This is a genomic window from Chitinophaga sp. CB10 (assembly GCA_001870995.2).
GTDB lineage: Bacteria > Bacteroidota > Bacteroidia > Chitinophagales > Chitinophagaceae > Chitinophaga.
In genome coordinates this window covers 1-19,887 of sequence record MLAV02000012.1, presented here as the reverse complement: position 1 = coordinate 19,887, position 19,887 = coordinate 1, and the positions used below count along the sequence as shown (strand labels likewise).

Annotated in this window: 14 protein-coding genes; 7 read left to right on the top strand and 7 right to left on the bottom strand. The window is 51.4% G+C overall.

The window, feature by feature from the left end:
• Window positions 1–20: 20 nt before the first annotated feature.
• The gene (locus BOC67_RS17005) at window positions 21–977 is read right to left on the bottom strand and encodes an AraC family transcriptional regulator (protein WP_291911836.1); all 957 of its coding nucleotides are present in this window, start codon (window positions 975–977) and stop codon (window positions 21–23) included.
• 453 nt (window positions 978–1,430) lie between these two features.
• On the opposite strand from BOC67_RS17005, the gene BOC67_RS17000 reads away from it, so the two are divergent.
• The 5 genes from BOC67_RS17000 to BOC67_RS16980 all read left to right on the top strand — a co-directional run bounded on the left by BOC67_RS17000 (window position 1,431) and on the right by BOC67_RS16980 (window position 9,469).
• Window positions 1,431–1,757: a hypothetical protein gene (locus BOC67_RS17000; RefSeq protein ID WP_291911835.1), complete on the top strand. Its 327-nt coding sequence runs from the start codon at window positions 1,431–1,433 to the stop codon at window positions 1,755–1,757.
• A gap of 706 nt (window positions 1,758–2,463) precedes the next feature.
• On the top strand, window positions 2,464–5,862 hold the full coding sequence (locus BOC67_RS16995; RefSeq protein ID WP_291911833.1) for a SusC/RagA family TonB-linked outer membrane protein: 3,399 nt from the start codon (window positions 2,464–2,466) through the stop codon (window positions 5,860–5,862).
• A gap of 34 nt (window positions 5,863–5,896) precedes the next feature.
• Entirely contained in the window at window positions 5,897–7,381 is a 1,485-nt protein-coding gene (locus BOC67_RS16990) for a RagB/SusD family nutrient uptake outer membrane protein (protein WP_291911832.1), read from the top strand.
• A 27-nt stretch (window positions 7,382–7,408) separates the two neighbouring features.
• On the top strand, window positions 7,409–8,362 hold the full coding sequence (locus tag BOC67_RS16985) for a putative zinc-binding metallopeptidase (RefSeq protein ID WP_291911831.1): 954 nt from the start codon (window positions 7,409–7,411) through the stop codon (window positions 8,360–8,362).
• Window positions 8,363–8,392: 30 nt separating this feature from the next.
• Window positions 8,393–9,469: a hypothetical protein gene (locus BOC67_RS16980; protein ID WP_291911830.1), complete on the top strand. Its 1,077-nt coding sequence runs from the start codon at window positions 8,393–8,395 to the stop codon at window positions 9,467–9,469.
• Between the two features lie 71 nt (window positions 9,470–9,540).
• Here the strand turns inward: BOC67_RS16980 and BOC67_RS16975 are convergent, their stop codons facing one another.
• The 4 genes from BOC67_RS16975 to BOC67_RS16960 form a co-directional block, all read right to left on the bottom strand.
• Window positions 9,541–10,941, bottom strand: a complete 1,401-nt coding sequence (locus tag BOC67_RS16975; protein ID WP_291911829.1) for an alpha-L-fucosidase — start codon at window positions 10,939–10,941, stop codon at window positions 9,541–9,543.
• Between the two features lie 28 nt (window positions 10,942–10,969).
• Window positions 10,970–12,598 carry a RagB/SusD family nutrient uptake outer membrane protein gene (locus BOC67_RS16970; protein ID WP_291911828.1) on the bottom strand — a complete coding sequence of 543 codons (1,629 nt, stop codon included), beginning with the start codon at window positions 12,596–12,598 and terminating at the stop codon, window positions 10,970–10,972.
• A 4-nt stretch (window positions 12,599–12,602) separates the two neighbouring features.
• Window positions 12,603–15,896, bottom strand: a complete 3,294-nt coding sequence (locus BOC67_RS16965) for a TonB-dependent receptor (protein ID WP_291911827.1) — start codon at window positions 15,894–15,896, stop codon at window positions 12,603–12,605.
• Between the two features lie 183 nt (window positions 15,897–16,079).
• Window positions 16,080–17,048 carry a FecR family protein gene (locus tag BOC67_RS16960; protein WP_291911826.1) on the bottom strand — a complete coding sequence of 323 codons (969 nt, stop codon included), beginning with the start codon at window positions 17,046–17,048 and terminating at the stop codon, window positions 16,080–16,082.
• Window positions 17,049–17,249: 201 nt separating this feature from the next.
• Here BOC67_RS16960 and BOC67_RS16955 point away from each other — a divergent pair, with 201 nt between their 5' ends.
• Window positions 17,250–17,498 carry a hypothetical protein gene (locus BOC67_RS16955; RefSeq protein ID WP_291911825.1) on the top strand — a complete coding sequence of 83 codons (249 nt, stop codon included), beginning with the start codon at window positions 17,250–17,252 and terminating at the stop codon, window positions 17,496–17,498.
• Here BOC67_RS16955 and BOC67_RS16950 read toward each other — a convergent pair.
• Window positions 17,488–18,060, bottom strand: a complete 573-nt coding sequence (locus BOC67_RS16950; protein ID WP_291911824.1) for an RNA polymerase sigma-70 factor — start codon at window positions 18,058–18,060, stop codon at window positions 17,488–17,490. The two genes, BOC67_RS16955 and BOC67_RS16950, sit on opposite strands and share 11 nt — an antisense overlap.
• Window positions 18,061–18,131: 71 nt before the next feature.
• Window positions 18,132–18,377, bottom strand: coding sequence for a hypothetical protein (locus BOC67_RS16945; protein ID WP_291911823.1), 246 nt, complete (start codon window positions 18,375–18,377; stop codon window positions 18,132–18,134).
• 1,039 nt (window positions 18,378–19,416) lie between these two features.
• Between BOC67_RS16945 and BOC67_RS16940 the strand changes: the two genes are divergently transcribed.
• Window positions 19,417–19,851, top strand: a complete 435-nt coding sequence (locus BOC67_RS16940) for a hypothetical protein (protein WP_291911822.1) — start codon at window positions 19,417–19,419, stop codon at window positions 19,849–19,851.
• Window positions 19,852–19,887: the final 36 nt, after the last annotated feature.

The window sequence follows — 19,887 nt, the reverse complement described above, 5'->3', positions numbered from 1 at the left end:
GTGTGATTGGCAAAATAAAGTCAGGAAGGCGTTTTGCGCTGGTCGTTGTTGAGCAGCCGGTATTTTTTGGGCGACATCCCAATGACGGCTCTGAAGCGCCGGGAAAAATAATACGGATCATCGAAGCCCATACTGAAGGCGATGTCCTTGACGGAACGCGTCGTGAAGTCCAGCTGCTGACAAGCCTTTTGCATTTTCAGCTGTACAAAATAATCAATCGGGGCATAGCCCGTTTTCTGTTTAAACAAATTGGAAAACCTGGACACGGAGTAATTATACTGCTTGCCCAGTTCGTTCAGCGAAATCTTATCATTGATGCGTTGTTGCATATAGAGGATGGCATTGTCCACGCAATCGGATTTATCCGTCTGCGTAGCCTCGTAATGGCGCGCATTGTAAATAAACAGGTTGATGAACTGCACCAGGCACATGTTCGCGTACACGAGGTTGTCCAGGCTATACCCCAGTTCCAGCGATTTGTAAATCTTGTTGAACAGGGGAATGATGTCGCCGTTATTTTTGATGTAATGCGGTTCAAAGTATTTCTGTACAGCCTGCATGCGGTTGAATTCCGCTAGCCCGTCGCCACCAAAGTGCACCCAGTAAATGCTCCAGGGATGCTCATCGCTGCTGCCATAGGCGTGTTCTACATTTTGCGGCAGTATGAAGCATTCGTTCGGGCCTACTTCAAAGCGCTTCCCGTTTACCTCATACCAGCCGTGGCCATCCACGCAATAAAAAAGAAAATTTTCCGGCAGCCCTTTCTTGCGGTAGGTATAATGGTCCTGCGCTTTCGGATAATAGCCTATAGAGCGGATGTGCAGGGCTTTCATCAGTTGGTTGCCCTGTACTTTGGCCTTCAGCACGGTTTTCGGAATTTCAATCCGGTGCCGGCCAATGCCATACCAGATATTTTTGTGCGAGCCCTTTTTATTCTCATGCTCTTTCTCTGCCAGGTGGCTGCTGTTTGGTTGCATAAAACGTGGATTCCTTATGGACGTTTAAATTACTAGGAATTATGTAGATGCGCAAGTAGGGACTGTAAAAAAGTGATGACCGGCGCGGGGGGGCATGTATTTATTGTAACGCTCAATCGGGAACTTTAACTCCCCCGAACGAATTCCCGAAATTACCCGCACCCTCAATCGCGGACTTTCCCACCCCCGAACTGTTAAACAATGTCAACTACTGTTAAATACCGTTAACCTTCCATCCCCGCACCTCAAGCTATTTTCCCCTGAAATCCCCTGCAGTCGACACTTCTCACTTTTCCTTAACATTCCGCACCCGGCAACCCTGCCACCGCCGCCCTTATCCGCGCCTTAAACTTCCGTAAATTGGTAATATCTAAAATAACAAACCAGGTATGCTGAACGATCAGTATGACTGAAGAAAAAAATAGTCATCACAAAAACTCTAAATCTAACATCATGATGAAGCAATTATTTGTAGCAGGTTTGTTAATGGGCGCCACCTTTTTCACCGTTGAAACCTACGCGCAACAACCGCAACAGCCACAACAGGACCGCCGGGAAGGTTTCTTCAAAAAAATTGATACCGATAACGACGGCAAACTGAGCAAGGCAGAAGTAGATGCAGCCGCTAAAGAAGATAAAAGAACTTCCCGCCTGAGCGAAAATTTTGCAGCCATCGATGCCAATAAGGACGGCTTCCTGACCAAAGAGGAACTGCAGGCTTACAGAAAAGCCAATCCTCCGCAGGGCGGCCCCCGTCAAAAAGAAGGCGGCAATAAGTAATATGGTTTTAATATTAGTTGTGTAAAAGCGGCTGCCCCCAGGCGGCCGTTTTTTTATGCCGCACCCTCGCCATCCGGAAAACGCTGCCAGCACCCTCGCCAGCAAAAAAAATCCTCCACCCGCATTCACCTACCAGTCAGAAAATCCTGACCATACATTTTCACACACTAGATAAATAGAAATTAATTTTTAAATAATGGGAGAAAAAGAGCTACTCCATCCTCAGGACCACTGCATCGTACCCGCAGCAGCAGCCCGTTTGCGCCGCTCCTGCCTTTTATACCCGCCCTCATACGCATCGCATACCCCATAAACCCATCGCCAAAAATCCGCTTTATCCTCCGCTTAACATATTCCCTTTACTATCAATATAATAAAAAGTAATTTTATCGCGTTCCTTTTTTGTATATTTAAAAGGAAGCAACCTATGGCTTATGTAGCCCGTGTTACATACCCAATAATAAAAAGCTTAACAACCAAATCTAACGTCGCTCGTTCATCATTTTTGAGATGTACCCGCACTATTTAATCTGACAATGCTGCCTGGGAGATGTTCCGGTGCGGATGAGCTGTTGTACCCCGTGGTAGTGTTAACGTAGACGTATAAACGTAATTTTTTTAACTGTAGCGCTGTGCTGTGGAATTACCCTTCCATGCCTATACCATTACATCTCAGCAATCAAGTTCTATTAAATATCCGGTAATTATGAAGCAATCAATTACGCATTTTCCCAGCCTATGCTGTGTAGTGATTACCCAACTACTATGCAGTAGTACCGTGATGGCCAGCTCGCCGGCGCCGCTGCCGGCATCCGCCGCCCCACGGTACTATTATTCTGAAAAGGCCGTACTGGACCTCCAGGGTGTGGTAAAAGACGAGAAAGGCGCCCCGCTGCCCGGCGCCAGTATCCAGATCAAAGGCACCAACCAGGGAGCCATCGCTGATGCCAACGGGGTGTTCGTCCTCAAAAATGTAACCCCCGGCACAACCCTCATCATCTCCATGGTAGGTTTCAAATCCCGGGAATACGTGGTCGCCAGCGCCACCCGCATCCAAATCGTCCTGAGCCCTAACAACAACATCGGTGAAGTAGTGGTTACCGGTTACCAGACACTCAGAAAAATCGATTACGCCGGCGCCGCCACCACCGTCCGGGTAAAGGATATCAAGGTGCCCAGCATCGGTACGCTCGATAAAATGCTCCAGGGGCAGGTAGCAGGCGTCGCCATCCAAAACACCTCCTCCGTATTCGGTACCGCCCCCAAAATCCGCGTGAGGGGTAGCGCCTCCATCTCCGGTATCAACGAACCCCTCTGGGTGCTGGACGGTGTGCCGCTGGAATCCCCGCTCAATATCGCGCCATCGGAACTATACGCCGGTAACGCCCGCAACCTCCTCGCCAGCGCGCTCTCTACCGTCAACCCGGATGATATCGAAGATATCACCGTACTCAAAGACGCTACCGCCACCGCCATGTACGGTACCCGCGCGGTGAACGGGGTAATCGTTATCACCACCAAACGCGCCCAGAAAAGCGCGCCGCTCCGGGTGAACTATTCCTTCAATGGTACCTATTCCCTAAAGCCTTCTATCCGCGACTTCGACGTACTCAACTCGAAAGACCAGGTGGAACTCAACCAGGAACTGTTTACCATCTACGACGCCTACCTGCAAAACTTTACCGCCAATATCTCCGGCCCTTATTCCGACCTGCTCAACCAGTATAACCGCAAGGAAATTACCGAAGCGCAGCTCCGCGAAAAGATCCGCGACCTCAAAACCGTAAATACCGACTGGTTCGATGCGCTGTACAAAAACAGCTTCACCCAGCAACATTCGGTAAGCGTTAGCTCCGGCTCCGACAAAACAAGCACCCGCCTGTCCCTCAGCTATTACGACGACCCCGGCAAAACCCTGGGCGAATACGCGAAACGGTACACCGCCAACCTCGTGAACGGATGGCAGGTAACGGACAAATTCTTCGCGGAAGTAATGCTGAAATACGCCCGCAGGGACCAGCGCCAGCCCGGCACCCAGGTGAACCCCTTCATCTACGCCAGGGACGCCAGCCGCGCCGCCAAACCCTATGACGATGATGGCAAATACAAATACTATAAAAAAGGATACGCTGATTTTAATATCATCCAGGAAATCGACAATAACTACATCAAGCTGCAAAATAGTGACTTCTCCGGCCAGCTCAACCTGACCTATAACATTACCCCGAAGCTCAAAGCCTCCGGCCTCATGAACATGCGCTTCGCCAACTCCACCATCGACGAGATCCAGACGGAAAACTCCAACTACGCGGAACAATTCCGCGCGGATGAATTCCGTATCCGCGATTTCAATGAACGGCTCTATAAACGCCCCGGCTCACCGTCCTACGAACTGCCGCAAACCGTGCTGCCGGAAGGAGGGATCCTCGATAAGGAAACAGTGGAATCCAGGTTCTATACCCTACGCGGACAACTGGAATGGACCGTCTTCGATACCAAACAGCATAAGCTCTCCCTCATGGGCGGTATGGAAGTAACGCAGAACAAACAAACCTCTTCCTTCTCCCGCAACTATGGCTACCGGGCAGACAGTAAGACCTTCGCCTCCTCGCCGCTGGCCTACGAACGCCTGCAGGTGAGCAACAGCCTGCCTGCGGATGAAAGAAGGATGTACAACGGCCGTAACCTCCTCCAGGGCGCTGCCGCCTACGTGAACGACTTCACGCGCAACGCAGTGTCCTACTATTCCAGCCTCTCGTATAACTACAGCGGTAAATACGTGCTGGACGCCTCCCTCCGCAACGATGCCACCAACGTATCGGGCAGGGCTACACGTAATCGCTTCCTGCCCACCTGGGCAGTGGGCGGCGCCTGGAACTTCACGGAAGAAAGCTTCCTGGAAGGCATCAGCAACGTCGTGTCTAATGGTAAACTCCGCGTATCCTACGGCCTGAGAGGTAATGCCGGCTACAGAGGCCCTGAACTCGTGGCCTACTACGTAAACATCGTGCGCCCTTCTTTCCCCGCATATAATACCACCGGTGTAAATATCGTTGAGGCGGAAAACTCCTCCCTCGAATTCGAAAAGGAATACATGTTCAGTACCGGTATCGACTTCACCCTCTTCGATGCCATGGACTTCACCGTGAACTACTACAACAGGAAGAACTTCGACCTCGTAGGCTACAAACAGGTGCAAACCTCCTCCGGTTACCAGACCAAACTCTTTAACTGGGCCGATATGCAGAACCGCGGTATGGAAGCATCCCTGAACATCCGCCCGATCAAAGTAGTGGGCGATTTCAAATGGTCTGGTATGGTCAACGTGGGCTACAATAAAAACACTGTACTGTCCGACTACCAGGGTAACAACCCATCCGTATTCGATGCCACCGTATCCGAAGGCTTCGCCCGCAAGGGAATGCCGGTAACAGGCCTCTACGCGTTTCCGTTCGCCGGCCTGAACGACCAGGGCCTCGCTACCTACCGGGATTCCAAAGGCGGTACCGTACTCGGGTTTCCGAATGCCAGCAGGGACCTGAGCAACATCGTGTACCAGGGTAGCCGCGATCCGATGTACTCCGGCGGTTTCACTTCTAACTTCGCATACAGAAACTGGCTGCTGGGCGTATCCTTCGTCTTTAACACCGGCCACGTAGTGCGCAAAGCAGATTACTACAGGGGCGGTACGCTCTCTTCCCTCTACCGGGATGACCTGAACCAGAGCGGCGACTTCGCCTACAGATGGCGGGCAAAAGGAGATGAGGCCTTTACCAATATCCCGCGCCTCCTCCTGCCGGATGATGTGAATGATTACATTAACCTCGGCTTCTTTGATGAATCCGTATTCGGCCTGTACAACCGGGCGGATATCCGTACCATCAACGCGTCTTTCCTGCGCCTGCGCAATATCATCCTGCAATACAACTTCTCGAAATTTGCGCGCTCCCTGCGCATGCAAGGCCTCACCGCCAGCCTGGAAGCTTCCAACCTGGCCGTGTTCGCATCCGAGAAATTCAACGGGGTAGACCCGGAAACAATTCTCAGCGGTATGAATATGCCACCGGTTAAATCATTCACCTTCAGCCTGTCTGCCACCTTCTGATCCAGACCGGACCACCTAAATTAAAATGTATAATATGTTGAAGAGATATAAATTAAAAGGTTTGCGTACATACGGATTATCCGGCGCCGTGCTGGCCATCAGCACCGTGCTGACCCTGTCCAATGTATCCTGTAGCAAATTCCTGGAAGCGCCGGTAGACAACAGGACGCTGATCGTAACCCTGCCGGATATGGAGAAAACGCTGAACCAGCTCATGCCGTACTCGGATCATCACTTCACCGATATCATGAGTGATGACTACATCTTCAGGGACCTCGCAGGCCACAACGTAGAAGATGCAGTAAACCAGATTTTGCCCATATTCGAGTTCGACATCTGCCGCCAATCCCTGCCGGCCACACGCTTCCTCTCGTCCGGGTTCAATCCCGTATCCGCCTTCAGGCGCTATTACAACTGTATCATCAACTCCCTGCTCATCATCGATAAACTGAAAGCCTATACGGCTGCCAGTCCCGAGGAAGAAAAAAGAGTGAAAGTAATCCGCGGAAAAGCGCTGGCAATCAGGGCTTACTGCAATTACATGCTGGTAAACCTCTTTGCAAAACAATACAACCCGGCCACCGCAGCTTCCGACAAGGGTATTCCGTTTATCGAAGCCTATAGCGGCGAACCGGTAGTGGGCTACAAACAGGTGCCCGTGCAAAAAGTCTATGACGAAGTGATCAAAGACCTCACGGAAGCCCTGACCCTCGTGGAAGACCAGCCCCTGCAAAACCCGCAGTTCAACTTCAGCGTCGACGCTGTGAATGCGCTGCTTTCCCGCGTGTACCTCAACAAGAAAGACTGGGATAACAGTATCAAATATGCCAACGACCTCCTGCGCAGACGCAACACGCCGCTCAACGTGAAGAACCTCCGCAACACCATCGTTGACTATATGCAGTATTCCACTGCCTACTTCAACCCGGCAAACGCCAGCTACATCCTCATGGGCAACAACACCTACCAGCTGCTCGCGTATTTCTGGATGGGCATGTACCCTTACCCGGCCGTGCAAATGCTGAGGGATGAAGGCGCGGACCCGCAGAACAACTACGTGATCATCACCAGCGCCCTGCATAACGACTACGTGCCGCAAAAGCTGATGCTGTTCCAGTCGCTCGCTACCCGCAGCGGTAACCTGCCCCTGCTCACGGTCGACGAAGTGCTGTTCAACAGGGCAGAAGCCGAAATCGAAAAAGCCAAAGGCATGACGCCCCAGGCCCAGGCCGATCTGACGCTCCTGATCAACAACCAAACCTTCCGCAACGATTCCGCCGCCGCCAGGATTGCAGCCCTGCCAAAGCTAACCACCCGCGATGCAGCCATTCAAATGCTGCTGCGTATTAAACGGATCCGCTTCAGTAGCGAGGGTATGCGTTGGTTCGACATGCGCCGCCATAATATCCCGGTGACCCACCAGGGCCGCTCCGGTACTTATAAAATTGACGGTACCAAGCCGGAGGACTACGTCATCCAGCTGCCTACGGAAGAGATTACACGCAACCCTGATCTGTAAACATTTTTAGCCCAAATTCTATTTCATATGAAATACAATAAAAGGACCCTCTGTTTGCTGGTGACCCTCCTCGTGGTACTGGCATCCTGCAGAAAGAAAGAAGATCCGCTGACCGCGGATGTGGACCCGGCGCCAACGTTTGACACACGCACGCCGCTGGGTAAAAAACAAAAGGAAATATTCGACAAGTACGGCATCATCGTGGAATATAAATGGAACCGTTTCGCCTATGCGCCGGACGTTGTAGCCAATCCGGCCAGGGAAGAGGATGTGCTGCCTTACCTCGAAATGCTGGAAATTATTTACTTCAAAGCCATGGACGCCGTGAGCGGCCCCGCGCTTACCGCTACCAAAGAAACGCCGGTACGGCTCCTGCTCATCGGCAACGGACTCAACTACGGCGGCAGCGAAAGCTTCGGGGAATCCACTGCCGGCCAGGCGGGTAACATCCAGCCAAACAGGCTGACCCTCGGCGGACTCACGCCATTCGGCCAGGTACTGCGGGCCACCGGCCCCGGCGCGGACGATGACTTCCTCAACGCCATCTACAACGAAGCGCCTACCAGCTTCCCCAACGATGCCGGCCTGATTGGCTTTGTGTACCACGAATACACGCACTTCCTGGATAGCAAACACCAGATACCCATCGGCTTCGAAGTGCCCGCCCGTACCAATTACCTGAGAGGTTCCAACCAGTACCTGCGCGTAACCTATGAGGAAGCGATCTCCAAAGGATTCTTCATTCCGTACGGTATGCAAAACGAACATGAGGACTTCGCCACTTACGTGCAAACCATCATCTGGCTCTCCGATGCGGAAATCCAGACCTATTACCTCACCAACGAAGCTACCAAAACTAAATACCAGCTGGTGACAAGGTACTTCGCCAACCTCGGCATCCCCATCACCGCCCTGCGCGATTACCTGCAACAGCAGTCAGTGGTGGATGAACTGATTGCCCTGAAAAGAAAGTACGAGTGATTTGTATCCGTTAATTCAATTTGATCTTTTATGAAAAAGCTGCATAAATTCTTTCATACGCATAAGCTGGTCTTCGCCGCGGCAGCTGTCCTCGGCCTTACCAACGTTGCCTGCGAAAAGGCGGACGACCTGAGTCGCCCGCCTGGCAATACCAACTCCTTCGAAAAGGACAAACAGGATGCCTTCAAAAACCTCACGGACGATGAAACGACCCTCTGGGCCTGGGATATTCCCATCAGTCCGTATAACAATAAGTTCCCGGCCTTCCTGTTACAGCTCTCCAAGGATTCCTCCGCCAATATCTTCTCCATTGATAACAATGGAATGGTGAGCGACCTGACAAGGCTGCGCGCTTCCGGAACGCTTACTGCCAGCGAGTCCTCCCTGGCCTTACAGCTCATCAATCTGCTGCGGCCTTATTCGGAATACCAGCTCCGGCAAATACTGGACAACCCGGCCAATGCATCCATCAAAAACGCGCTGGTACAACTGCTTCCCAACTACGCAAACTTCGCCTCCCAAACCATCTATACGGAGGAAATAGGAGGGGCCTTTGATACCAACGGGCCTATCCAGCTAAGCCTGACCTTCCATAACAGCGAATTACTCTCGCTGCTGAAGGAATACGGCTGGCTCGATTTTGATTTCCGCCTCCTGCGCTACAGTAAGGATACCGTGCAGCTGACGGGCTATTACTCCAACAGCGCCAACAAGGTGACCAACCTGTTACGCACACACGATGATCCGTCTTTCTTTGCCTACGCTTCCACCATCATCATGACCATCAACCCGGTCAAAGCAAAGGTGACGATGAAGGTGGACGGCAACGTGATCCCCGTGCCGGCAGGCTATAACTCTTGCCTGCATTACTTCTACAAATGCTTTAACCAGGGCTTCCTCCAGCCGGAAGGCCTCGGCTTCGGCTTTATTCCCAACGGGGTAGATGCAGACAAAGCGCCGGATGTATTCAAAAACACGAAACTGGTGAAAATCCATAACGTCCGTCAGGGCAACCCGTTGACCGCACCCGCCGGTACGGTGCTGATGACTTTTAAAGTGATCAGCAATACAGGTGTGGCAAAGGACGTGGAGCTCTCCAAAAACTAATCAGTGGCCTGCACATAAAAAAGGGTGTATCATAGCTGATACACCCTTTTTTTATTTTTTTGGGGAGAGATCTAATTTCGCTTTTCATCATATATCCCGAACTCCGCAATAGCAGGCGCTTCGGTAAAGCCGGTAATAACCATCCTGACCTTATTGCCCCAAACCCTCCGGAAGCGGTGTATCTTTACCCTGCCGGCATCCGTACCGGTACCCGGTATCGGTTTCCATATGCCGTTCTCATTGTATTCCAGGCGATAGCTGGTAATGCGTTGCTTATCTTCTGTAATCGTAATCATGTTGAAAGAGCGCTCTTTGGTAAACGCTACTTCGTACCAGGGTTGCTTTACCGCCGGGTTGGACTGCCAGGTGCTGCCAAAGCGGTCATCGTTGCCAAAGTCCATAATGTTCATATCATTGCTCCAACTGCCATTGGCCGGTTGGTGCTTGGCAATATTCTCCGCAATAATAGGCGCTTCATTGGCCGGCAACGGCGCTACCGGCCCCTCGTTCTTCCATTGCTGCCCAATGGCTTTCAACGCCGCAAGGGCATTGTCGTCAAACAAACCATCCCGGTTGGGCGCCACGTTCAAAATGAAATTACACCAGGCTTTATTATACGGTACAATAATCTCATTCACCAGTTTGGCCGGATCTTTCACCGGCGTGGTGGCAAAGCCGGTCTTGTAAAACCAGTTCTGCTGCAACGGCAGGCAGGCCAGTGCCGGCAGCCGGTTGGTACTGGTGGAAATATGCTGGCCCGCGCCCTGCTCGTAGGATTTGATATCGGTATAGAACAAAGCCTCCGCTGGATATTTCGCCGCATTCAGATCCATCACCAGGCAGGCGGGCTGCAGCTGTTTGATCAGCCCATAGATTTCCCCAAAAGGCACATCCTCGTACGAAATACGGCTCCATGGCGCATCCCAGCCGTCGATGATCATCGCGTCAATAGCGCCGTAGTTGGTAAGCAACTCCGTCAGCTGCGACTTGATCATCGCGATATGCTGCGGGGTAATATGCCCCGGCCGGATCTGGTGATGGGTATCCAGGATGGAAAAATATAACATCACTTTCAGGCCCTTCGCCCGGAACGCATTCACATACTCCTTCACCACATCGCGCTTCAATGGCGAGTGCATGACGTTGTAATCCGTGGTCTTCGTATCCCAGATGGCAAACCCGCTATGGTGCTTGGTCGTAAGGCAACCATAGCTCATATGTGCGGATACGGCGGCATCTGCCCACTGGCGGCAATCGAGCTTACGCGGATTGAAAATTGCCGGCGATGCGTCCGGGTCAGCCCAGTCGTCCTCCATAAAAGTAGGGATGTTGAAATGTATGAACATACCAAACCGCAGGTCTGTAAATTGTTGCTGGCGCTCATGTAACGATGGCTGTTGCTGTGCCTGCACAGGGCCGGCCGCCAGTAAAGGCAGCAGGCACATGGCAGTGATAATACGGGTCAGTTTCACGATGTATCGGTTTATAGTTGTGGTGGTTTTATTTCCAGGCGGATTGTTGTTGCAGTTTGCGGCTGCCATCCAGGATATTCTGCGGGATGGGCCATACATAGTATTTGTCGCTGTTGAAGTAACGGTCCTCCAGCTTCGTCTTCACGAATTTGTTGGTACTGCCGCCGGTAGCAGGCAGGTCGCTCAGGCCGGCGCTGGCGTCAAGCGTGTACACGGGACCGTTAAGCAGGTTTTTGCCTTCCTTCCAGCGCAGGATGTCGAAGTAACGATGTCCTTCCCCGGCCAGCTCAATCCTCCGTTCATGCCGGATGAAACGGCGCATCCCGGCCTGATCCAGCGTCCAGCCGTTGATGGCAAAGGTCTCGGCTACCTCCGGCATGCCCGCCCTGCGGCGGATTTGGTTGATGGCTTCCACCACCGCGGCCGTAGGCCCGGCTACCTCGTTTTCGGCCTCCGCAAAGGTGAGGAGTACTTCCGCATACCGGAGTATGTGCCAGTCGTTACCCCCGTTATCACGGACTTCCAAATCCGTTTTATCAAACATTTTCTTGAAGGCGTAGCCCGTGTAGGTAGCTTTATCTCCCCCGATTTTATCAAGGCTGTTATTCAACGGATCATACATTTTCCCATTGGCTAGCGTACTGCCGGGAAAATAAATAGTAGCCGCCAGGCGTGGGTCGCGCTGCTTCCACGGCGTGTGTACATCATACGCCGGGTCATTCGTGTACGGGTAATACCCCGCCGCGCTTTCATAATCATCTACCAGCGATGGCAAAGGATTTAAATACAAAGTACCCCCTGAAACGCTGTTCACGCCCGTGATGTCACGCAGCGCATTCGGCTTGATCTCCTTGATATGAATATAGCTGATGATGTTTTCGCTGGAATAATCACCCGCCTGCTGGAAGAGGTTGTAGTAATCCGGGTAAAGGGAATACGCCCCGCTACTGATCACTTCCTGCGCAGCCCTGGCCGCGCCGGCGTTATCCCCGTTATACAGCAGCACCCGCGCCTTCAGCGCCCGTGCCGCCCCTGCGGTAAAGCGCCCCTTATCGTCCCCGGAATAGGAAGGAGGGAGGTCAGGCGCGGCCTCGTCCAGCCATTTGATCACCTGCGCCACTACAGCCTCTTTTTTATCCTGCGGCACGTCCGCCTCGGCAGGGGAGCTGAAAATCTTTGTCACCAGCGGCACATCGCCGAAGAGGGTAGTCATCATGTAATAACGGTAGGCCAGGCAAACCTTTACTTCTGCTATCAAACGTTTCTTCAGCGCAGGATTCATGTCCGGTACCTTCTCCACATTGGTAAGGAATTCCAGGCAATGCCGGATCTGGTCATAGCGCCACTCATCGTCCAAACTGCCGGTGGTAGCCACAAACGTGCTGTTGCCAATCAGCTGCGCATTGCGCAGAGTGTTGCCCCAGGAAGCGGTTTTGGACAGCGCATTATCGCTCATCCCTTCATAGCAGATGAAGAAGTCGGCGCTGGGCATAAATTCGTATATCCGTGAGGCAAACTTCACAGCGTCCTGCTCCGTCGTCCAGTACGTAGCATCAGAATACTGGTCTAACGGCGGGCGGTCCAGGTATTTACTGCAGGAGAACAATCCTGTACTCAGTAAGGCGGAAAGTAATATATAGCGTGGTTGGAAGTGCATAGTCTTAGAATTTCAGGTTAAGGCCAAGTGAATAAGTTTTCAACTGCGGGAAGTTCACGCCTGACTGCCAGTTGTCAATCTCCGGATCGTAGCTGGAAGGGAAGTCCTTCGCCTTCAGGGTAAACGCATTTTCCATGATGACATAAATGCGCAGGTAGCTCACCTTCGCCCGCTGCAGCAAATGATTCGGCACCGTGTACCCCAGCTGCAGGTTTTTCAAACGCAGGTAACGGGAGTCAAACAGCCACCAGTCGGAAAACTCGGTGTTCACGCTCTGATCCTGCCGCATCAGCGGATAACGGGCATCCCGGTTATCCGGCCGCCAGGAGTCCAGCAGATCGGTAGTGAAAGTACCCCCGTACTGAAACGGGGTAGTGGCGTAACCGGTAAGGTAGGTCCTGTTCCGCAGCACGCCTTGTAACAAGAGGGATACATCCAACTGCTTCCAGCTGGCGTTGGCGTTGATGCCAAACATCAGGTGCGGCTCGGCGTCGCCCAGCAGCACGCGGTCTTCCGGCGTAATCTTGCCGTCCTGGTTGGTATCCTGGTATTTAATATCCCCGGGCTTATTCTGCGGTTTATACGCCGGGCTCGACTTCACATCGTCTTCCGATTGGTACAACCCGATTGCTTTATAGCCATACCATACCCAGCGGCTCTGGCCCACCATCGTAGGGTTCACGCCCAGGATGTCGGCAGTGCCGCCCAGGTCCAGGATTTTATTGCGACTGTTGTACATATTCGCCACCACGCCGTATTTGAACGCATGATCGCGGTTTTGATACCCTACTGATACTTCCCAGCCCTTGTTGCTCATCGCGCCAATATTGCGCACGCCCGCATCCCTGCCAAACATGGACGGTACGCTGGGGGTAAGCAGGATGCCGGTAGTCTTGTCTTTGAACACATCCACCGTCAGGCTCAGCTTATCATCCAGGAAAGACGCATCCAGACCCACGTTAGCCGTGGTCTTTTCCTCCCAGGTCAGGTCCGGATTGGCGGTATTGCTGTAATAGGTAGTGGTAACGGCCTTGTCGTTCAGATAGGTAGTACCCGTGCCGATGATGCTTGCCCAGGGATAGTAACCCGTAGCATCCTGGTTACCCACCTTGCCATAGGAGCCGCGTAATTTCAGGTTGGACACCACCTCCACGCCTTTCATAAATGGTTCCTCCGAAATACGCCAGCCGGCAGATACGGAAGGGAAGAAGCCCCAACGGTTATTGAGGAAGCGGGAGGAGCCGTCGTAGCGACTATTCAACTCCACCAGGTAGCGGTCCCGGTAGTTGTAGTACAAGCGGCCAAACAGCGACTGGATGGCCCACTGGTAGGCGTCCCCGTTAGTGCTCCATTGGTCCTTATTCGCCGAGCCTCCGTCAATCACATGAATATCGTTGTTCAGGAAATTCTGCCGGCCCAGCCCATAGCCTTCATAGAGATAACTTTCCTGGCTGTAGCCCAGCAACAGTTTAAACCCATGGTCGCGGAACTGGTGCTGGTAGTTGGCAGTAGCAATGAAAGTCTGGTTGGTGGCGCTGTTGAAGTCGTCCCGGAGGGAATTCGGGGACTGCTGCGTCGTCACCAGCTTTTCCTCATCGTCATAGAGCTTATAGGTAGCCTGGAATAATTTATGCCGTACATCCCGCTGGTTATAAGAATACTGCCCCTTTACGCTGAGATCCTTGGTGATATTATATTCCAGGTTCATGTTGGTATTGAAGTAAGCGTCCTTATACCGTTCAAAACCACCGTCGTTAATAATGGCCACCGGCTGGGAACCGCCGCGGTAGCTGCGGTTGCGGCCCTGGGGCGTGTATGGCCATTCGGTAGGGTTGAGGATGTAGGCCCAGTGCATGGCGGTATTGAAAATACCCGCGCCGGCAAAGCTGCGTGGGCGGCTGGTGTACACGGTGTTGATACCGAACTTCAGGTTGTCGAGCAGCTGGGTGTTCAGGTTTATACGAGAGGTAAAGCGCTCATTCAGCACGCCATTCACAGAGCCTTCCTGTTTCAGGTAACCGAGTGAAATGAAATAGTCCGTTTGCTTGCTGCCACCGGTGATGCCGATGTTATGCTGCATCTGCAGGGCATTTTCCTTGAAGATGGCATCCACCCAATCAGTGCTGGGCAGCTCGCCGCTGGCATATTTTTGAATGGTTGCATCCGGAAAACGCGGCGTGGCGGAAGGATTATCGTTCAATTGCGAAGCGTTCCATTGCCGCATGAAATCCACGGCGTTGGCCAGCTTCGGCAGGTAGGTAGGCTGCTGGGTGCCGGCGTAGGCGTCGTAGGAAAGGGTAGGGCGCTGGTTGGTTTTACCGCGGCGCGTGGTAACGAGTATAACGCCACCGGATGCACGCGCCCCGTAAATAGCCGTGGAAGACGCGTCTTTCAGGACGCTGATATTATCGATATCCTGCGGGTTCACCGTTTCCAGCTGCCCGGCAACGCCGTCAATCAGCACCAGCACAGGGTTGTTGGACAAGGTGCTGATGCCGCGGATCTGGATTTTATTATTACTGGTACCGGGCATGGCGTCGGTTTGCTGGATGAACAGGCCGGGGACTTGTCCCTGTAAAGCGTTGACGACATTGGGCACCGGGCGTTCGGCCACAGCGGCGCCTTTCACAGTGGATACCGCCGCCGTCAGGCTGGCTTTCGTTTGGGTGCCGTAGCCTACCACCACAATTTCCCCGAGCTTTTTCGGGTCCTCAGTGAGTACAATGTGCAGCTGGGTATCTTTCCCGGATGCAATTTCCCGGGTAGTGTACCCCATGAAGGACACCACCAGGATGGCGTTTTCAGGCACGCCTTTGAGTGTATAAGCGCCTTTGCTGTCCGTCATGGTAGCGATGGAACCGTCTTTAATGCGTACCGTTACTCCTGGCAACGGTTCGTCTTTTTCATTGACGACCACCCCGGATATATCCTTCAAAGCCACGGTCAGCCCGGGATCAGCGGTGATGTCATAATGCGGGTCTTCATGGCGGCGGATGAACACTTTTCCGTCGGCGGTAAAAAACTCCAGGGCGAAAGGAGAGAGCAGTTCTTTTAAAATATTGCCGGCTTGCTGCTGCCGGGCTTTTACGGTCACCACGCTGTTCAGGACGTCGGCATTCACGGCGTAGCTGAAGGAGAGATTGGCAGCGGCGCCGATTTCATTCAGCACATCATGCAGCTTCCCGTTTTCCTTGTTGATCGTGATTTTTTTCTGCAGCAGCTGGGCGTCTGTGGAACTGGCCAGGAGCGACAGTGCCAGGCTACATACAGCGATGGTCGTACACAACGATAATTTCATTAGCATGCGTATTACAGGTACACATTTTTTCATACTTTTAGGTAGATTAAGGTTGAGTAATAAGCCGGCTGCCAAAGGTTGTCCAGACTGATTTGGCAAACGGCGCTTAACTGATCGGGGCCTCTTCGGAGGCCTTTTTTATGTGGGCGTTTTTCGTTTAGGCATACTCGTTAGAATTCATGTTCAGCATCCGTTCATACGGATAAAAAAGGTCGCGTTTTTATGTTCCATGGTGGCGTTCAGCGTGAGGCAGAGTTGTTTCAGCGCCTTTTCCAGCGGTTCCCGGGTATTGAATTCTCCCACGTAGAAGCAGTTGGCAGTGCTGCCGGTGATGGTGATTTTCACGTTATAATAGTATCCCAGTTGGTCGGCCACGGCCTGCAGGTTGGCGCGGTCGTACCGGAGCAGGCCCTGTTGATGTTCCAGTATCCATTGCGTATCCACGCCGGTTTCCCGGAGCAGGTTTCCGTTTTGTTTGTTGTACACGGCGCGGTTCCCGGGCTGGCAGGCCACCGTTTCGCTGCCTTTGCTCACGGCCACTTTCCCCGTTAATACGGTAACGGCTATATCAGGCTGCGCGGCATATGCCTGCACGTTAAAGCTGGTTCCCAGCACTTTAGCTGTCACTGCTCCACTATGTACTTTAAATGGTTGCCGGCTGTTTTCCCGGATCTCAAAAAAGGCTTCTCCTGTGAGGGTGACGGTTCTTTCCTGTTTGCCATAATCTTTTTCTTGCTCTAATGTTGAGTTGGGGCTGAGGAAAACGATAGTGCTGTCCGGCAAGGTCACACGTAGGTGCTGTGCCGTTGCTGTGCGGTATGCCATGGGAGCGGAGCTGCTGATATGCCCGCTGTCCGGTTTACGTCCGAACCAGGCAATCCCCCCGGCGATGATCAGCAGTCCTGCCACGGCGGCGGCTATACGTAACCATGGCCTCATGCGAATTGTCTTATTGGTAGCCGGTTTCCGTATGGCTTGCAGCAGCTCCTGTTCGAGGCCGGCTTCCAGCGCTGCACGGTCGCCCATAGTGGCGTCGTTCCATTCCTGGGCAGGAAAGCTGTGGTAGTAGTTCATTAATTGGCGCAGCTCCTCCTCGGAAGCTGTGCCGTTGGTCCATTTATCAATCAGGTGAAAAAAATCTTCCCTTTGCATAGGTGGGTGTTTGGAGTTATAGTGTCAATTTTTTTGACCAACCCCCAAAGCCCCGGAAAAATTTTTGACGGAAAATTTTTAACAGAATAAAATTTCAGCGAAAGATAGCCCAGGCAGGAGATGACGCAGCACATGCAAGTCCCTTCCACGCGCCAACCTCCGCTCCGGACCCCTTCGCACCCAACCACCAACCTAATCCCTTTGCGAGCAAACCCTCCGCCCAAATCCTTTGCGCTCCTTGCCACCTTACGCCTCTCTGCGAGCAAACCCTCGCCCCAATCCTTTGCGCACTTTGCCACCTTATGCCTCTTTGCGAGCAACCCTCGCCCCAATCCCTTTGCGCTCTTTGCCACCTTACGCCTCTCTGCGAGCAACCCTCCGCCCAAATCCTTTGCGTTCTTTGCCACCTTACGCCCCTTTGCGAGCAACCCTCCGCCCGCTATCTATTAGCTATCAACAGCAGGAACACCGCATACGGAAACGCCTTACGCAGCTTCCGAATGGCAATCGTAATCTGGTTCTCCACCGTCTTAACAGAGATATTCAACCGCGCAGCGATTTCCTTATTAGAAAGCTGTTGCTCCCGGCTCATGCGAAAGATGACGCGGCATTTTTCCGGCAGGTTATCAATCAACGTATCCAGTACCTGTTGGAGTTCTTTATAGGCAAGTTCACTCTCGGGGGAGCTATGTTCCATGCGTTCTTCCAACTGATCAAACAGCGCCGCATTGTTGGGGTTACGCCGGATGTACCGGAACACTTTATACCGGATGCTTGCACGGAGATAGGCTTTGAGGTTAGTCTGCAATTCCATCCGCGGGGCCTGTTGCCAGAATTCCGTAAACAATTCCTGTACGATGTCCTTGCAGGCCTCCCGGTCCTTCAGCAGTTGGTAAGCGAGCAGAAATAATGATTGCCAGTGTTGTTTGTACAGGTAGGTAAGCGCCTGCTCATCGCCGTTTTTTAACCTCAGCAGCAGCACATCATCCGAAAGCACCTCGTTAGTTGGCATGAACAGTAAATCGATCTTAAGTTGATAAAATATGAATCGCAGTGAACGGCGTAAATATAGGGTATAATTTTTCAGAAAGGAAAGTAACCGTCGATAAACTCCACGCTCTTAATCCGAAGCTTCAGCACCCGGCGCTCATGCAACACCTTGATGAAAAGCCCGGACCGTAATACGCCGCTGGTGAAATCGCCTGCAAGCACGAACCCTTTACTAAAATTAAAACTGCGGTCTATTTGAAAGGTAGCAACTTGTGACATGGCAGCCAAGATACTAAATCCGGGCAGGTGAGGAGTAGTCGTATTAAAATAACGGTACATTCTCCCTGGTTTATTTCCCCTTTAGCTCTCCGGCTCTAAGCCTCACCGCAAGCGACCCAAAATCTTATTCTATCAGGACGTATTACTGATCACTCGCTGCACGCCAATATATCTGAATTCATCCCATTCATCTCACTCCGCCACCAGCCGCCCCCCGTGAAAGCTTAAAACTGCGCCTGCCTATAATCGGGCAGAAGGGCCTTTAGAAAGGAGAAATATCCAAATTACTACTTAACATAAGATAAATTATAGGAATTATCTCAACACAAAGATAGGGTAACTAATCAGATAAATTTATATTAGTTATTACACCGCTGTGCCCGCTGTTCCGGCCGGTCCCTTGTGAACGTTTGTCCTCATTATTGCCCCTAACAAATAGTTTCAATTCGGGAATCAATACAGCTGCTTATTTCCCAGCCAACCAATCCCCTTGTAAAAAACTCTCGGTTGCTTAAAACGGCTCTAAACGCAAAAATGAAATCACGCTATAAGCTTGCGTGAAATATATCACCGCCCCCTACCGAACCTGATCTGAAATTATTGGGGTTTTGAACCGCCTGAGAATGCGATAAAAATTTTGAAGCTGGGGAAAGTCTGGATAAACAAACACCGGAAGTTGGTATTACGCTTCGGCGGCCGTAATGAACACCCTGAGATTTCGCTATAACACAACATGGCTAACAACGCACCGAGAACACCAGGCTACCATACAAAAATGAAGGCGCTGAGAATGCGATAAAAAATTTTCACCTGGCCTACAACCCGGATATTTAATTCTCGCGAACCTAATACAGTGCTGTATTTCAGTTTTTTTTATCCCTGCAGTGATCCAAACATCCGTTAAAATTACAACCTAACGTACATGCATATACAGTCCAATTTTTATCCCGCCGGCAATCCATTAAACAAAATTATATATATCTAAAACTCCGCTGCCGCAAAAGCTAGCAGCATACGATTTAACTAAAAAATTTGGCAAAACAATTGCCTTTCATATATTTGAGAATTATTGACATAGCAATCTTAAAATCAGTGATAAATGGGAAGGTTTGATAAATCGGTTTTAATTGACAATGGAGTTGACAGGCGTCAATTAGGCTATTATTCCACACCAGAATTCATTGCGGATTTTATGACAGCGGCAATGCTTGAAATTAACCCTGATGGAAATACAGCACTCGATCCTTGTGTTGGTAAAGAAGAGCTGATTAAAGGCCTTTACAAAAGAAATATTAACATTGATGGGATTGACATTTACAACTATGGAGATTATTACTATTGCAATTACATACAAAAAGATTTTATTGAATTTTACAAGCAACAAAAACACAATCTCCAATTCGACCAGCAAATAAATCTTAAGTATGATTACTACATAGCTAACCCTCCCTATAATTGTCACGAAGTAGATTATATAAAAAATCATTATTGTCCGACAAAAATCGGGTTAAAAATGGCTGTAATCCCTTTCTGATAAGGATTACAGCCTAAAATTTGATTGTTTCAAAAT

Coding starts and splice junctions, on each gene's coding strand:
- BOC67_RS17005 (WP_291911836.1), bottom strand. CDS start 977: ATGCAACCAAACAGCAGCCACCTGGCAGAGAAAGAGCATGAGAATAAA.
- BOC67_RS17000 (WP_291911835.1), top strand. CDS start 1,431: ATGATGAAGCAATTATTTGTAGCAGGTTTGTTAATGGGCGCCACCTTT.
- BOC67_RS16995 (WP_291911833.1), top strand. CDS start 2,464: ATGAAGCAATCAATTACGCATTTTCCCAGCCTATGCTGTGTAGTGATT.
- BOC67_RS16990 (WP_291911832.1), top strand. CDS start 5,897: ATGTTGAAGAGATATAAATTAAAAGGTTTGCGTACATACGGATTATCC.
- BOC67_RS16985 (WP_291911831.1), top strand. CDS start 7,409: ATGAAATACAATAAAAGGACCCTCTGTTTGCTGGTGACCCTCCTCGTG.
- BOC67_RS16980 (WP_291911830.1), top strand. CDS start 8,393: ATGAAAAAGCTGCATAAATTCTTTCATACGCATAAGCTGGTCTTCGCC.
- BOC67_RS16970 (WP_291911828.1), bottom strand. CDS start 12,598: ATGCACTTCCAACCACGCTATATATTACTTTCCGCCTTACTGAGTACA.
- BOC67_RS16965 (WP_291911827.1), bottom strand. CDS start 15,896: ATGAAATTATCGTTGTGTACGACCATCGCTGTATGTAGCCTGGCACTG.
- BOC67_RS16960 (WP_291911826.1), bottom strand. CDS start 17,048: ATGCAAAGGGAAGATTTTTTTCACCTGATTGATAAATGGACCAACGGC.
- BOC67_RS16950 (WP_291911824.1), bottom strand. CDS start 18,060: ATGCCAACTAACGAGGTGCTTTCGGATGATGTGCTGCTGCTGAGGTTA.
- BOC67_RS16945 (WP_291911823.1), bottom strand. CDS start 18,377: ATGTACCGTTATTTTAATACGACTACTCCTCACCTGCCCGGATTTAGT.
- BOC67_RS16940 (WP_291911822.1), top strand. CDS start 19,417: ATGGGAAGGTTTGATAAATCGGTTTTAATTGACAATGGAGTTGACAGG.